This window comes from Bariatricus sp. HCP28S3_D3 (assembly GCF_052065755.1).
Classification (GTDB): Bacteria; Bacillota; Clostridia; order Lachnospirales; family Lachnospiraceae; genus Allocoprococcus.
This window is the reverse complement of sequence record NZ_JBQHTK010000020.1, coordinates 1-15,652: the sequence shown is the minus strand read 5'-3', so window position 1 is coordinate 15,652 and position 15,652 is coordinate 1. Positions and strand designations below refer to the sequence as shown.

Genomic DNA, 15,652 nt, shown 5'->3' with positions numbered 1-15,652 from the left:
CTTCCGGCGCCTTTTCTTGATTGGTTATTTGTTATCCAGAATCCGATATTCCTTCAAAAGCTCCAGCCGCTGGTTGCCAATGGACACTGCGCTGGACGCATCGTTATTCTGACCCTGTTTTGTTTCTTTCCTATATTTCAAAATCCGGGTACCCCAGGCAACTGGAAGCAGATACGGATGCTGCTTCAAATAAGGATACCGGCCTTCCATCTTCTTTAAAGATGGAAACAGGCTGGCAATCACACCATTTCTGGTTTTTTTGCCCTGCTTCTGGGAAGATACCGCATCCAAAGTAATATTGCTGCTGTGCTTCCGGCTCATGCTGCCGTCACCATAAATTCCAGCATCCAGCAGATCCATCAGAAGCATGATTTCATCCACCTGAATATTCTTCCATTCTATCGGATAGCACGCCTGATCCGGATCGAAAGTCAGGTACTTTTGACCAATCTGGAACAGAGCTGCAGCAAACAGATCTGCATGAATTTCCTGACACTGCTCCAGAATCAACATCCAGTCGATATCCCTGCCATAGGAATTCGCAAACAGGGTGATATCACAGATCTGTCGGATACCCACACCACTATGCAGAAAATGCTTGAAAGCATGACAAATCAGGTAGAATAAATGGTCTGTATATCCCATTGTTGTAATCGGAATGCCATCCACCGGCATCTCGATTGCCTGCTCATAAACTCGTTCAAAATAATGGTTTAACTCCCCGTAAGCATCCGAATCCGGCGGGAACAGGCTTTTGTGCAGTTCAATGTACAGCGGTGATCCTGGCTTCCCATAAGAAACTTCATACACCGCATGAATATCCTGATCCGGGTTGGAAAGCTGCATACCATATTCCAACATGGCCTTATGACACAACTCAAACTGTTCTCGAGGAATCAGCACATCCTCATCTCCGGAGATTCGATAATCCGGCTGCGGGTACAGGCTGCGGCATATAATCCCTTTCACCACCAAAGGTGTTACACCGGAAGACTGCAGATGCTGAAACAAACAATAAAATTCATTCGTTTTCATAGTTTGGAGCATTACAGAACGTACCGTATGCTGTTTGAAAGGAGCCAGATTTTGTAATCCAAGCGCCTGAGCTGCCGGGCAACGAAATACCGCCTCATAAATCATAGGGAGAACCTTATGTTTCTCCGCTGTCTGAAACAGGGCAAGCCATTCTTCCTTCGTCCACTCACTTTCCCAATCTACTGATTTTTGTTGTAGAGAGGCTTTTAACGCCTCCAGAAATAATTGATCCGTTTGCTTGATCTTCATCTTATCTCCCTTGTCCTACTTAGATGATTGTGGAACCAAATCCACCACAACAATCTCCGGTATATTATTAAACCGGGGAATATTTTCTGTGTTACCCAAACCACTGGACAGAACCAATACTTTATTACCCGTTTCGGAAGAAAAAATTCCTTTCAGCCTGCCGGGAAACCAACCCATATCCGGAGCATAGCCCCCACCGATCAATGGCAGAACTACTTGCCCTCCATGGAGATGCCCCGATAATACACAGTCCACATCCCACTCTTCCAGCCCTTCGTTGATCATCCAGCACACCGGGATATGACACATCAAAACCGTGTATAAGTCTGTACTCTGAAAGTCTGTCAGAAAAGCACACTCCTCCGGATCTGCTTCATCAGTTTCCAAATATTTCTCCGGCAGACAATATCCATAAATGCCGCCCAAGCGAAGCTGCTGACCATTGACTGTAATATCTTCGTACTGATATTCCAAAACCTCTGCTCCTACAGCCTGATACAATTCTATAATGTTGACACCAAAGTTATCCTGATATTCCATCTCATGATTTCCCAACGATATGTAGACTGGAGTAATGTCACATAAGGAAGAAATCAAATTTGCAGCAATGTCTGTTCTGGGCTCATCAGAATTCAACAGATCACCCGTAATCAGAATCAAGTCAGGCGACTGAGTTGCTACCCGGTCAATCAGCTCCTGATTATTCTCTCCAAACTCACTGTTATGCAGATCGGTCAGTTGTAAAATCCGGACCGGCGTATTAATTTTATCAGAGCTGATCTGATATGAAGAGTAGTTTAAAGAATATTTCGATTGATCAAGGTTCCGTCCCACCATAATGCCGATCAATAGCAGCACAATAATGACGAACGCCCATTTATGCCGCCGTAATGCTTGCATTAATTTATCCTCCATGATATTTTCTATGAAACCAAATGAAAGAATTTACTATTTTTTATTTTAAGTTAACATGATGTAGCAATGAAATTTATCTATAATTTTCATGCTAACCTATCCATCACACTACCTTGTAAACAACAAATTTCTATCTCACACATAGCAACCATTCAACAGGATGTATTTTCATTCTTTTTACCACATATAGCACAGCAATTGCCATATTCTCGTATGTTCTGTTGTCTTCCCTTCAAAAGAAATCTTTCACTTTCGTTGCTAGATTTCAAATTGTCTATCCAGTTTCTGAGATCACTCTATCTCTATTTCCCCTTTTTCGCATACGGCAAAACTCCCTATATAAGTAACCCACTCATGACAACACAATCAATAAATGAAACAGTTATGGTAAAAATAAGTCTTCCTGATACTCTTCTGTTGTCAATAATGAATTATATTCCATATAGTAATACTGATTCAACAATTCATAGTTGTTATCATTCACATCATACATAGAAAGCATGAACTCTTTATCTACACATATTCCATCACTTGTTCTTATTGGAAAACTTTCATGTAAATCTAAAATATTTTGACAAAATATGGACAATGGAATATCCGCCACATTTAATACCATCGGCATCAAATCCACCATACTTGTATAATCTAAATATGAAGAATATTTAACCTCAAAATTAGACCATATGACATATGGAACTGTTCTAGAATTAATGCTGTTATCTGCTATCAAATTGTCTTCTTTTGGCGACAGAGATGATATAAAAGCTGGTGCATGATCGCCAACCATACAGATAATCACATCTCTATCAACCTTTTCATAATACTCTGTCAATTTTTTAAACGCTTCTGCTGATAGCCTAATGCTACTTAGATATTCATTAATATCATCCGTTAAATCTCCAAAATCCTCATTTACGTGTACAGTATCTAAAGAACCCTCATTCTGTTCGTAACAACATGATTTTGAAATGTCAACAAATAAATGAACTGCGGATTTTCATTTGCGCTTTCATAATAATCTATTAAATCATTATAATTATCCACATCCAGCCATGAACGATTTCCATTATCGGATATATAAGAAAATGCATCCGGCCCTAAATAAATATTGTCAAATCCAATTGCCGGATATACACTATTTCTCGAATAATTTATTTCACCACCACAATGCATTCCCGTTGTCGTATACCCAATCTGTTCAAGATATTGGACAACACTTCTTTCTTCTAATTCCCGCTCCAAATATGTAAATGGTGCATATCCTTCAAGAAGATTCATTGATTTTGAGAACAATAATTCAAACTCTGAGTTATTGGTTCCACCGCCTACATTCGGAGTAATTGCATATCCATATTCGGCACCCTTGATAGAATAAAAATCTTCAAGATAATCAACATCTGTCGTCAAAGAAGTATAATAACTAAGATCACAAAATGATTCATTTAGTACCACTATAATATCTGGTAAGTTTTCGGTCTCTCTATTCTCCGATATCTCGGTTCTTGTAATTTTTGCAACCTCATATCCCTCTGGTTCAATAATCGGATTCGCCGATCCCATAAGATCATCAACCACACATACCATAAACCCTTTATAAGTCACACTATCCTTCCAAGCAACCCATCCATTTCCAGTTCCTACAAAATTTACAAACATCAAATAAATAGTACACCCACTAATCACCAGTACCCCACTTCTCATTAATAAAGATTTCCAACATGGAAAAACATTCGTAGGTGAAATATATTTAACTAAGACTTCCCATACCCAAAATGGGCTTCGCACCTTGAAAATTCAATATTTCAGCTAACAAAATAGCGATTTCGCAGTCCCTGGATGGAGTGCATTACGCAGATATTCTGGCAGTCTGGATTCAAAATCAGCAATAAAGGCAGAAAGCTGCTCGTCACTCAGCTTCAGGATTTCCTGAAGGCTCGCCATTAAGGCATCCATCAGGATGCCAAGTGATCTGCTGAAAGTAATATCTGCCATTTCATCAACAAGGAAAAAGAATAGCTCTCCCAGCGTTCTCTGGTCTTCGTTCCGCCGTTGTTCCGTTGCGAGTAGCATATATCTGGTAAACACAATTGCTACGTGAGCAGTTAGTGCATCATAAGATAAACTGTGACACTCTCCTATCAGGTTGAGCATGGACTTACAGGTTTTGAAGAAAACTTCAATCTGCCAGCGTTTTCCATAAATTCGAATGATTTCTTCTTCACTAAGAGACGTATCAGTGCAGATAAAAGCAAGCCAATCCTTACGATTAGCCTTATTTCGAACACATACGATTTTTGCAGGGATTAAATTTTCTTTTCCTACCATGACATCAACAGAAAGAAGATATTTGGATCTGCCACGACGCTTTTTGTTCTTAGAATAGATTTCCTTGATATTAAGCTGCTCGTCATTGTAGGTATACTTGATCCGACTGCTTTTCTTGATCATGGCAATCACATCCATTCCTTTGCGCTTGATTGCTGTAATCTGAGCAGGATTAGAGAACCAGGAGTCGAAAAGAACGTATTCCGCAGATAATCCAGCAGAAACGGCTGTATCAAGCAGTGTCAGCATTGCTTCAGGAGCCTTGGTCTGGGCAAGTTTGCGACGTTTTCCGGCGAGAGTTCTCTTATCAAATGCTTTTACCGGGCCTATGATGTTTGATTCCTTTGATGAAGCAAGAAGACAGCTATTAACAGGAATAAGCGTATTTCCATCGCTCCAGCTAAGTGTCAGCATACGGTATCCCTTTTTGTAATTCATACCAGTATGGTCAAAGACTTTAGAACCCAGTTCAGTTTTTTTACAACTGGTACGATTGAAAAGACTGTCATCAATGATGAATACATTCTTACGAGAGTCATCGGTAAGATCCTTGATCTCATTGTTAACGATGTCTGCGGCAAGGAGTGACGTAAAACGAAGCCAGTTTGTCTTAGCAGAATTCAGAAAGCGATAGAAGGTATTTTTAGAGAAATCTTCCTTGAAAGAACCAGTACGCTGCTGCATATACATACTTCTTCCGATGAAGATGTTTCCGAGTTTGTATTTCAGAAGAGAAATGGAAGGAACACCTTTCTCCTTGGTCCCATTACATTGCTTCAGTAACTTTCCAATATGATGCTTTGCAAAAAATTTCTGAATACAATCAAGTAAAGCTACCTCATCAGTATGGTTCTGTGCTAAAATGGACATGGCATAAATCTCCTTTTCTATTTTGGTTTCTGGACAATTCCATTATACCAAAGGATTGTATTTATGCCTTTTTTTATTGGCTGAAATATTGAATTTTCAAGGTTCAGCACACCTTATTGGTGTGGGAAGTTTGAGTATTTAAAAATATATTCCAATTCTGCCATCAAAATAATTATCGAAAAAATCATTACAATTGAAAGGTGATAATCATAAGTTGCTATAACTTCAAATGCTGTTTCTGTATTATTAACCAACTCGCTAATATAAAGTGGGCTTCCGTGGAACAGAATAACGTAATAATTGGCAATACTCCAAATGCAAACTATAATGGATGTCACACATAATGAAATTCTCCATTTCTGCAAAAAAAGTATCATTACCATATTCACAGCTAATACAATCAGAATATTCAAAAAGACCATTGAAACATCCTGCCGCAGAATCATTTTCAATGATTCTAATGAACTATACTGCAATGATAGGTACTGCAGTATAAAGATTAACAAAATAAAAAAATAATTATATAAATATTCTTTATTTCCTACAATTTTCTCTGCAAACTTGCTTATTTTTGATACAACCCAATTGACTGTTCCAATTGCCATTGCACCTAATGTACCCGCCACCAGCCACAAAAATACACTTGATGACAATCCCCAAGTCCCCGCAATAACAGCAACCATACTGGAAGGAATCCACCGTGTATGAAAATCGTATGCCAACAAAATAATTATAATCAAATCAATAGAAAAAAATTTTTTCTGAATATATTGTCCCCACTGAAGTCTATCATAGAAAATAAATACTACTATCGACAAAAGCATTCCACATGCTAAATATGAAACTATTTCAGAAAACACTTCTGGTGTTATCAAAACACAAATGGATAAAATGCTACATAATATATGTACTACTCTAACCAAACTTTTCTTCATAATTTAAACCCATTTCTAATCTTTCTCACTCATCACAATCTGTGTTCCATCCACTAATGTATAACCTTCCACGGATGTAGTCCCGATATACTCTCCCACAAGTTCCGGTCATTCGAATTCTTCCGCAATCATCCGCTTCCAGTTTCTAATCAAAGTTGCTAGCAAATACTTTACATGCTAACAATTTTCGAGAATGTCAGCTATTTTCTTACATGCAAATCCATCTCCATACGGATTGCTTGCATTACTCATTTGTAAATAACTAGTCTGATCCTCTAATAATGTCTTGAAGTTCTGATAAATGACATCTTCATCAGTACCAACCAATTTAAGTGTACCTGCAGCTATTCCCTCAGGTCTTTCTGTTGTATCACGCATAACAAGTACAGGTTTCCCTAAAGACGGAGCTTCTTCTTGTATTCCACCTGAATCAGTTAAAATCAAGTAACTACGGCTTAATAAATTATGAAAATCCAATACTTCTAAAGGTTCTATGATATGTATACGATCATCATCCCCCAGTATTTCATTAGCCGTCTCTCGGACAACTGGATTCATATGAATAGGATAAATCGCTTTTACATCCGGATGTTCATCCATTACACGACGAATCGCACGAAACATATGACGCATAGGCTCTCCTAGATTTTCTCTTCTATGCGCAGTAATCAGAATCAAACGACTTCCTTCAGCCCACTCTAATTCCGGATGATAATAATCTTCCCGTACAGTAGTTTTCAATGCATCAATTGCAGTATTACCAGTTACATAAATTGAACTCTCATTCTTTCCTTCCTTCAAAAGATTTTCCTTTGAGAGCTGTGTAGGAGCGAAATTATATTTACTAATAATACTTACAGCCTGACGGTTAAACTCCTCTGGATATGGAGAGTAAATATTATAAGTACGAAGTCCAGCTTCCACATGTCCCACCGGAATCTGCAGATAAAAACAAGCAAGTGCAGTCACAAAAGTAGTCGATGTATCGCCATGTACTAGTACAACATCTGGTTTTACCTCCTCTAAAACATCTTTTATTCGACTAAGAATATTAGTTGTAATATCAAATAATGTCTGCTTTTCTTTCATAATTGAAAGATCATAGTCTGGAACAACAGAAAATGCCTCTAACACTTGATCTAACATCTGTCGATGTTGACCTGTTACACATACTATTGTTTGTATCGAAGACCTGCTTTTCAGTTCATTAACTAATGGACACATTTTTATTGCCTCTGGTCTTGTACCAAAAACTAACATAATTTTTTTCATTTTAATCTCCATTCCGCCGCCTTCGGCTGGCGGCACAAATAGTAATGAAAGTGTTTCAACTCTCTACGTTATGCTGTAAAATAATTTGCAAGAAGCTACACTACAAAGCACGGGAGGAGGAGTTGTAACAACTTTCTTCATTTTAGACAGCATTTTAATCAGTGTAAGTTCTGCCTTTTCAAGCACAAATAAGTGGCATCACGAATCCGTACACTAAGAATTGTTTAAACGCCTTAGTTTAATTGTGTGGCAGTTCAGTCAATGGCTTCTTATCTTTTACGAAAGGAGTCTGACTATGAAAGTTACTTATCAAACCTGTTGTGGTGTCGATGTTCACAAATCGTTTCTCGTTGCCACAATCGTCAAAACCACCGGTGGTGTTGAGCCCTCTTACCAAAAGAAGCGCTTTTCCACTTTTAACAATTCAATTCTTGAATTCAAGAATTGGCTTCTCGACAACGATTGCCATGATGTCTGTATGGAATCCACAGGTAAATACTGGGTTCCTGTCTTTAATCTTCTGGAAGATGAAATCAATGTTGTCATTGCCAATCCTAAATGGGTAAAGGCTGTGAAAGGCAACAAAGATGATACCAAAGATTCTAAATGGATTGGAGATTTGTTCCGTCTTGGACTTGTCAAAGGCAGCTATATTCCCTGCAAGAAAGTCCGTATTCTCAGAGAATACACTCGCTATCGTTACAAGCTTGTTTCCTGCCGTTCCAGTGAAAAGAATCGATATCAGAATGCTCTTACCGTTTGTAATGTTGCATTAGATTCTGTTGTTTCTGATATCTTTGGGAAGTCATCCACATCCATTATCGACTATCTGCTTGAGCAATCGGGTACATCCATTAACCACGAAGAAATCGCATCTAAGCTTCTTAGGAGCCTCAAATCCAAAGAAGCTGCTGTTATAGAATCCGTCGAAGGATATCAGATGACTGATGCCCAAAAATATCGTATGCGCCTCGTCCGCGCACATATGGATTATATCACAGCTGAAATCAACGATGTTGATAAAATGATAGAAAATATGATTTCTTCTAATCCTGATTTTGAAAATGCTATCCAGTTTCTCTGTACCATTCCGGGTGTCAAACGTGCTAGTGCAATCACTATCATCTCCGAAATCGGTACTGATATGTCTCAGTTCTCAAGTTCCAAGCGCTTATGTTGCTGGGCTGGCTTAACACCAGGATGCAACGAAACCGGTGGTAAGAAGAAATCTGTTCGGATTATGCGTGCCGGAGTCTACCTCAAACCTGCATTAGTACAGTGTGCTCATGCAGCCGTAAAATCCGACAAATCTCCTTACTACAAAAAGAAATACGATTCACTTGTTAAACGTCGTGGCAAGAAAAGAGCCATTATCGCTATTGCTCGTATGATTCTTACTGCCATTTACCAGATGCTGTCTACTGGTGAGCAGTGGAATCCGAGCGATCTTTACAAAATCGATATGCCTGCACCTCTACTTGAAAAACAAAAGGCAAAGGCTATCAAACAAGCCAAGAAGCTATTACAACGAGAAGGATTATTTCCTCCTGATGAACCATTCGCTTCTTAATCTGACTTTCTAACTCTATAACACTTCAAAAAGTTGCCTGCCTTAGACAGCTTATTTAAGTGCGCCAATTTATGGCTATCCTCTACTTTCTTTCACACTATCTCCTCATTAATTACAATTTCACCAAACAAATTTTAACCCCGATTTATTAGTTTTCTAATAATAGCTGCAAACTTGCTTCTAATCGAATATATTAGCAATTCTTTCTTTCTCTTTCGTTTTGCTTTATTTATAATTCTATTATAATTTGAAAATTGTGTATCATCTTCAAATCCTACTCTCAGATTGCCTAGTTTAAACAAGTATTCCTGCTCTCTTCTATCAGGAATATTCTCAATTAAAACACCTTCGTTTATATTCGGGGCATACAACCCCGCTTCAAATAGCTTTTTTTTCTTTAGTTCAGCAAAATAAACATTCTCTGCTCGATCTTCTACAGCCTCTGCTTTTGCAATTATATCATAAGAAATTGATCTATATTCAATAGCCGCACTACATTCATCCCATGCTGACAGCCCTCGTTTTGATCGAATAATGATCGAATTGCTTCCTAATTCAGAAGAATCAATTTGAGTATAATTATCTCCCAATGCAATATCTGCATTAATAGCCAATTTATCTATACAATATAAACAACGTTCTGGTTGAAAGAAGTCTTTTGCATCTGTTCTAAATGATTTATCCTTATATTCAATACTGCCATCTTCGAAAAAAAATTTTAGATTGCCTGGCCACCCACCACTCTCTTTATTTTTGAAATGAAACCCTGTCAATTTCTTATCTTTGTTCAATGTTGCAAAATAATTTACAAGATTATACTGAAAATTTCTTTCACAAAAAAGTCCTATTAAAAGATAATTCTCCCTTACCAGCTGATATTTATCAATTACAGACAGAATTCCTTGAAGAGCGCATGGTACTGCAATGACTATTACTTTAGCATCTCTGTTTGACAATATATAATCTACAGTTTTTTCATGCGAAACTGGAAGATATCGTGATTTTGGGGTCTTCCACCCCAACTTCTCCTGCTGAGAAAAAGTCTCACTTGTGTAGTACTCCGTTGATAAAAAAACATCATATGTATAATTATCTACGCAAAAAGCACAATCATACACTTTACGATTTAGTAATTCTCCAACAAGTGTTGTGACTATCCCCCCCGACGCGCCAATATGTCGTATCTGCGCGTTTCTACTCCACGCATTATAACAGGTTACAACATTCCCTTTAATAGCCTCTAAAGGAGTTTTAGAAATACCATGACTTGAATAATATTGATGATAACCTGGACATATATCAGCACATACGCCACAATTTATACACTTGTCTTTCTCAATCGTAGGGATAAACATTCCATCTTTTTTCTGATACATTATTGCTCCAGTTTTACACACCGATTTACATATTCCACACGAACAACAAAGTCCATTCTTACAGTTTTCATACACAGTCATTTTCATCAACGACACATCCTTTGTATATACTTATTTATTAAAACTTCCCATACCCCAAATAGGATTCGTATCTTGAAGTTTCTTAGCGGTCGTACATAGAGCGAAACTTTATGCCGCGAAAGGTTTTTTACATGAGTAGCACATGATAGGCTTATTGCCTGGCAAACCCGTCCATTGCGTTGATCTACCGCATTTGCCATAAGTCATGTGCGATGGAGGCTCATGTCAAGAACACCATGAAATAATGTTTCGCGGCTAGCCGTGTTATGGTTTGCATTCCGGCCGTTGCAAAACGCATTTGCAACCGCCAGAGACCGCAGAATGCAGATTACGTCCATTCCATTTGACTTGATACCCATTATGGCTGGATTAGCAAACCAGGAATTAAAAAGGACATAATCAGCAAATAATCCAGCTACAGCTGCAGTATCCACCAAAGTCATCATAACCTATGGTGCTTTCGTTTGAACCAGTTTCCGATGTTTTCCGGCAGACGTTTTTTTATCAAATGCTTTCGTTGGGACAATAATATTGAATTTCTTAGAAGAAACCCAAAAACAGCTGTTTACAAGGATCAGGGTAGATGTGTGGGACGTTTGAGTTATTTATTATTATATTTTTAGTAATCTATTCTTTATAAATAATATAGTGCCTTTACACTCTTCCTCTTTGTGGTTAAATATATAAAACAAAATATTAGGAACTATAAGACAAATAATTCCTTTAATAAAAAAACCTAATATTCCATCTATGCAGAAACTACATAGATAGAATGTTATACCTCCCGCAACTATCATAGTAAACAAATACCTAAGCATTTTTAAATAATATTTTTTACTAGAGCATTGGAAAATATATTTAAAAACAGTATAATTTTCCCACGGTATTGAAATCATTAAAGAAAACACTGTAGAAAGAATAATTCCGGATACTCCAATATATTGAACTAAAATAATATTCAGTACCAAGTTAACAACCATACATACATATGGCCGAAACCGATCTTCCCACCAAATTCCTGCTGCGTCTTTATACACAACTGGAATCTTTCTAATTTGATAAATATAGAAATATAATCCAAATTGAAGAACGATGCCAAACGGGAACATCAAACGTTCTCCAACCCAAATTTTCATAAATGGTTGATATAAACAAACAAGACATACAGCGCACCATCCAACCATCCAAGAATTCATGAAAGAAAATTTCAAAAAATCCAAATAATTCTTTTCTCTGGTTTCTATTGCTAAACTATTTCCTAGGCCTGCAGTCATTGATGTATAAATAATTCCAAGGAACGCAAACAAAGAATTCATGATCAAATAATAATTGCCATATATTGCAATTACTGTTAAACCTAAGAAAGCAGACATTACAATATTATCAGCAGCATTTAAAACTACTGTGTTTAATTTTGTGCCAACAAGTGCTTTCACCTTTTTCGAAATACTTTGTTTTAACTCATCATTAACTTCTCCCTTAGGTTTATACTGTGGAAATTGCTTATGTACTAGAAAAGCACGCACTAAATTTGTAATGATAGTAAATACCGGTAGCCATATTACATATGAATAATAGTTTTGTGTAATAACTAAGCTTCCCAACATAAACACATAGGATAAAGGTACAATAACCAAGGAGATTTTACTGTTAATATCACCCCTCTGAAATGCCAGTACTATTGCGTTATTGTATGCAAAAACCCAATAGCTTAACACTGCATTCAGTAGATAGACAATATATAACAAATATAGATTAACCGAGCTCGGTAAATCATCATTAACAATGATGTGAAGCATTGGAACTACTGCAATCCCGCAAACCATAACAATGACACCGATAATTCGATATAACCTTTTATATAAATTGAGTAGTGCATTTATGGTCTTCGAATCATTTTCAGCAATTGGTTTATACATACTGTATACCATTGCTGAACCAATTCCTAATTCTGCTAAACTTAAAAAACTAAGTACTGAAGTAAACAAACTACTTAATCCAAGGAATTTTTCTCCGAGTACATATATAATCACAGTTCTTGAAATAAATGGTAAAATGATATTTGCCAACTTCTCTGCAAAACCAAAAAGCACATTCCGTATTGTATTTTTTGTTCTAGCTATTTTCATTATTTCACACTCACTTATCAGATTATCACATCATCAAAAACGTTTCTTTTCTGTATTACCTTAAGTGAATCACGAATCTCAACACTTTCACATTGCCATTCCATCAACATTATTTGTATGGCATCAATTATACAATTTACATCCACGGCTTCTCGCATATCAAAAAAGAACTTTTGTTGATTTAATTCTTCTAATAATTCCTGATACTTCACTGCCCATCCCAATGCTATGCATGGTACTCCGTTTTTTAATGCATGTACAATGGCATGGAACCTAGATCCAATTACAAATTGAAAATTTTTCACAATTTCATTAAACTCTATGCAACTATAGTCTTGATCTAAAAAAATAACTTTCTGATTATTTTGGAACAAATCCTTGAGTGTTATACAAATATTTCTATCTATAGAAGAGTGGTACATCAAATATACGTACTTTCCCTCCCGAAGAAGATACCCAATAATTTCTTTATAAATATTTTCCATATCATTGGGTGAAAATTCATAGACTTTACTGTTTGGAATAATACATACACTATTGTCCACGATCATCAGGCGAGAATATGATTTTTTTTCTCGAAAAACTATTCCGTAATCAATCTCCTTATTATTAAGTACAATATCTGGTTTCAAACATACATTTGATAATTTGTATTTATTTATTAGGCATTCTAATCCCTCTTTTTCTCTAGCACATATGTTTTTTATAACCGGAAACAATCGTCTTATTCTATTGTCAATATTTCTTCCTGTTTCCCCGGTAAAGTCAAATGGTCCAAAAGATTGAGGCATTAAATAAACAGGAATATCATATTCTATCGCATATTCAATATTATCCAAAAAATCAGAGCATATTTTCTCACTCCAATTAGATCCTAATGCGTATCCACTTATATCAATTAACAAATCTGTGTTCGAATATATTTTATGGGCTGTTGAATACTCTTTATGATTTCTAATAAAACACAGAAATTTCAAAAAAAGGTTATGTTGTGCATGAGCAAATTTGATAGGATTCCATCCAAGAAATTCAAAATTAAACTGATTTTTGAATTCCATTGAAAGAGATGCCGCACTCGGTAAATACACATATACACAATGATTTGGAAAACGTTTTTTCATTTCATATACCGAAATATATGTCATTGCTTCAGCGCCCTTATTGTCAAATCCCCCACCTGTAATAATAATATTCTTCAAACTATCTCTTCCTTTTTACTATGATTTTACATTTACGAAGTATTTTTGCAATTTTAATTTCCCAAAGAGGTGCTCCAATATATTCTGATATCAGCTCATCACTTAAATGGTGATTATGATCACAATAAAATGAATAATACATTTTGAACTTTTCAACCCATGAATAGTTCATAAATTCAGCCATCTCTCGTAACCATAATCCATGTCCTTGTGGGCGTTTTATAAATCGCTTATTTCCCGATGCAGTTAATCCATCTGGCTGATATTCATAAACCCATATTATATCGTCATAAATTCTAACCAAATACCCATCATGAGCCATTCTATTCCAGGTGACAGCCGGCGTAATAAAATTTTCTCCAGCAAATTCCGGATATTTGTATTCCTTTTGAATATCCGTATAAAATACCCATGCTCTTTCGCCATCAATCGGATGATTACAATATTGAGGATACCGTTCCAGCAAACTAGCATCACGATATTCTTTTGGCCACGGTGCATTAGGCGTTTCAGTTTCGCTTGTTCCAAGATTTCCTACCACACCACAGAATTTTCTATCCTTCGGAAGCGTTTCTTCCCATCTTGCCACTTTCTCTAACGCATCATCTGTCAGATAGTCATCACTATCAACATTAAAAAACAAACGCCCCTGTGCACGATCCACACCGTAATTAATCGCCCTGCATTTTCCGCCATTTTCTTTTTTATAATAGCGAATAGGAAATGCATTGTTTTCCAACTGCCACTTTTCAATCAAAGAGCTCGTATCATCTGTAGAACCATCATCTACAATAAGCCACTCAAAATCACAATATGTTTGGCGCTGAAGCGAACGATACAACTGCTCAATTATATATGCACGATTATACGTTGGCGTAAACACAGTAATATTATATTTATATGCCGATGTACAATTAGTCGAGTTCATAAATACCTCTTCTTCACTTTTTTCTTATTACATATCCATAATTTTCTTTTAAGACATTGCGCACGTCTCTCCATTCTTCTTCGTCCAGATTTTGCCACTCTCTCCATGGACGGGTAAACTGTGCATATGTATCCATTGCTTTTATGTTCTGTGCAGCGAACTCATCTATACTCTTTATATATCTTGCTGGATTACCCGCATATACTGTCCTTGCAGGAACATCACCTGTTACAACGCTTCCTGCTCCAATAACAGCATAATCACCAATTCTAGTATTGCATAAAATAATAGCTCCATGACCAATAAAAACATGGCTACCGATGTCCACTCTTCCAATCTTACAAGCACCATCTGTAATATATCCCATACTTGCATCATGTGCTAATATTTTTACATCTGAAGAAATTGTGACATAATCGCCTATGGTAATCAAGCCAGGGTAAATAGAGTCAAATGGATACTCAGTAAAGATATCAACATGCTCTCCTATACGCAAACCTCTGCTTTTTAACACTTCTAATTCAGCACATGAGGCATTACCCCCCCCAGCCCGTCCAGAAACTCCATTTTTAGGCATAAAATTAGCCCCTTTCTTTCATTGTGTCATTGAAAACTGAATAAAACTCACACATTTGAAAGATAGGGGCTATACTCCCACCATCAGTTCCATCATTTTTTGAAATCCGAGAAGGTTTTTTGCCCTCTCTATATTATATCCAAGGCAAAAGAGCGCAAACTCCCCCGTGACCTTCCTAAGACCCCGCAGGA

General features: G+C 36.8%; 13 protein-coding genes. 1 reads left to right on the top strand and 12 read right to left on the bottom strand.

The annotated features are described in order from the left end of the window. Window positions 1-24: 24 nt before the first annotated feature. The 7 genes from ACTNB3_RS12100 to wecB form a co-directional block, all read right to left on the bottom strand. A complete protein-coding gene (locus ACTNB3_RS12100; protein WP_441025922.1) occupies window positions 25-1,284 on the bottom strand; it encodes a nucleotidyltransferase domain-containing protein in 1,260 nt (419 codons plus the stop codon). Window positions 1,285-1,299: 15 nt separating this feature from the next. Beyond that, window positions 1,300-2,184, bottom strand: coding sequence for a metallophosphoesterase (locus ACTNB3_RS12095; protein ID WP_441025920.1), 885 nt, complete (start codon window positions 2,182-2,184; stop codon window positions 1,300-1,302). 397 nt (window positions 2,185-2,581) lie between these two features. Beyond that, entirely contained in the window at window positions 2,582-3,169 is a 588-nt protein-coding gene (locus ACTNB3_RS12090; RefSeq protein WP_441025990.1) for a sulfatase-like hydrolase/transferase, read from the bottom strand. Next, on the bottom strand, window positions 3,127-3,900 hold the full coding sequence (locus ACTNB3_RS12085) for a sulfatase-like hydrolase/transferase (protein ID WP_441025918.1): 774 nt from the start codon (window positions 3,898-3,900) through the stop codon (window positions 3,127-3,129). Before ACTNB3_RS12085 ends, ACTNB3_RS12090 begins: the two co-directional genes overlap by 43 nt. Window positions 3,901-4,005: 105 nt before the next feature. After that, window positions 4,006-5,394, bottom strand: a complete 1,389-nt coding sequence (locus ACTNB3_RS12080; protein ID WP_441025916.1) for an IS4 family transposase — start codon at window positions 5,392-5,394, stop codon at window positions 4,006-4,008. Window positions 5,395-5,507: 113 nt separating this feature from the next. Continuing rightward, a complete protein-coding gene (locus tag ACTNB3_RS12075) occupies window positions 5,508-6,329 on the bottom strand; it encodes a hypothetical protein (protein WP_441025914.1) in 822 nt (273 codons plus the stop codon). 177 nt (window positions 6,330-6,506) lie between these two features. Then, complete coding sequence (gene wecB / locus ACTNB3_RS12070) at window positions 6,507-7,601, bottom strand: non-hydrolyzing UDP-N-acetylglucosamine 2-epimerase (protein WP_441025912.1); 1,095 nt, start codon at window positions 7,599-7,601, stop codon at window positions 6,507-6,509. A 295-nt stretch (window positions 7,602-7,896) separates the two neighbouring features. Here wecB and ACTNB3_RS12065 point away from each other — a divergent pair, with 295 nt between their 5' ends. Further along, the gene (locus ACTNB3_RS12065) at window positions 7,897-9,171 is read left to right on the top strand and encodes an IS110 family transposase (RefSeq protein WP_441025910.1); all 1,275 of its coding nucleotides are present in this window, start codon (window positions 7,897-7,899) and stop codon (window positions 9,169-9,171) included. A gap of 134 nt (window positions 9,172-9,305) precedes the next feature. Here ACTNB3_RS12065 and ACTNB3_RS12060 read toward each other — a convergent pair whose 3' ends face one another. From ACTNB3_RS12060 to ACTNB3_RS12040, 5 genes are all read right to left on the bottom strand, one after another. Next, complete coding sequence (locus ACTNB3_RS12060) at window positions 9,306-10,628, bottom strand: Coenzyme F420 hydrogenase/dehydrogenase, beta subunit C-terminal domain (RefSeq protein WP_441025988.1); 1,323 nt, start codon at window positions 10,626-10,628, stop codon at window positions 9,306-9,308. Between the two features lie 611 nt (window positions 10,629-11,239). Next, on the bottom strand, window positions 11,240-12,757 hold the full coding sequence (locus tag ACTNB3_RS12055) for a lipopolysaccharide biosynthesis protein (RefSeq protein ID WP_441025908.1): 1,518 nt from the start codon (window positions 12,755-12,757) through the stop codon (window positions 11,240-11,242). A gap of 17 nt (window positions 12,758-12,774) precedes the next feature. Beyond that, window positions 12,775-13,956 carry a polysaccharide pyruvyl transferase family protein gene (locus tag ACTNB3_RS12050; protein WP_441025906.1) on the bottom strand — a complete coding sequence of 394 codons (1,182 nt, stop codon included), beginning with the start codon at window positions 13,954-13,956 and terminating at the stop codon, window positions 12,775-12,777. Between the two features lies 1 nt (window position 13,957). Beyond that, entirely contained in the window at window positions 13,958-14,884 is a 927-nt protein-coding gene (locus ACTNB3_RS12045; RefSeq protein ID WP_441025904.1) for a glycosyltransferase family A protein, read from the bottom strand. 13 nt (window positions 14,885-14,897) lie between these two features. Next, the gene (locus ACTNB3_RS12040) at window positions 14,898-15,461 is read right to left on the bottom strand and encodes an acyltransferase (RefSeq protein WP_441025902.1); all 564 of its coding nucleotides are present in this window, start codon (window positions 15,459-15,461) and stop codon (window positions 14,898-14,900) included. Window positions 15,462-15,652: the final 191 nt, after the last annotated feature.

Bases quoted from the DNA above. Each gene is read 5' to 3' on its own strand.
- ACTNB3_RS12080 (WP_441025916.1), bottom strand. From the start codon at position 5,394: ATGTCCATTTTAGCACAGAACCATACTGATGAGGTAGCTTTACTTGAT.
- ACTNB3_RS12065 (WP_441025910.1), top strand. From the start codon at position 7,897: ATGAAAGTTACTTATCAAACCTGTTGTGGTGTCGATGTTCACAAATCG.
- ACTNB3_RS12060 (WP_441025988.1), bottom strand. From the start codon at position 10,628: ATGACTGTGTATGAAAACTGTAAGAATGGACTTTGTTGTTCGTGTGGA.
- ACTNB3_RS12095 (WP_441025920.1), bottom strand. From the start codon at position 2,184: ATGCAAGCATTACGGCGGCATAAATGGGCGTTCGTCATTATTGTGCTG.
- ACTNB3_RS12100 (WP_441025922.1), bottom strand. From the start codon at position 1,284: ATGAAGATCAAGCAAACGGATCAATTATTTCTGGAGGCGTTAAAAGCC.
- ACTNB3_RS12055 (WP_441025908.1), bottom strand. From the start codon at position 12,757: ATGAAAATAGCTAGAACAAAAAATACAATACGGAATGTGCTTTTTGGT.
- ACTNB3_RS12040 (WP_441025902.1), bottom strand. From the start codon at position 15,461: ATGCCTAAAAATGGAGTTTCTGGACGGGCTGGGGGGGGTAATGCCTCA.
- ACTNB3_RS12045 (WP_441025904.1), bottom strand. From the start codon at position 14,884: ATGAACTCGACTAATTGTACATCGGCATATAAATATAATATTACTGTG.
- ACTNB3_RS12075 (WP_441025914.1), bottom strand. From the start codon at position 6,329: ATGAAGAAAAGTTTGGTTAGAGTAGTACATATATTATGTAGCATTTTA.
- ACTNB3_RS12085 (WP_441025918.1), bottom strand. From the start codon at position 3,900: ATGAGAAGTGGGGTACTGGTGATTAGTGGGTGTACTATTTATTTGATG.
- wecB (WP_441025912.1), bottom strand. From the start codon at position 7,601: ATGAAAAAAATTATGTTAGTTTTTGGTACAAGACCAGAGGCAATAAAA.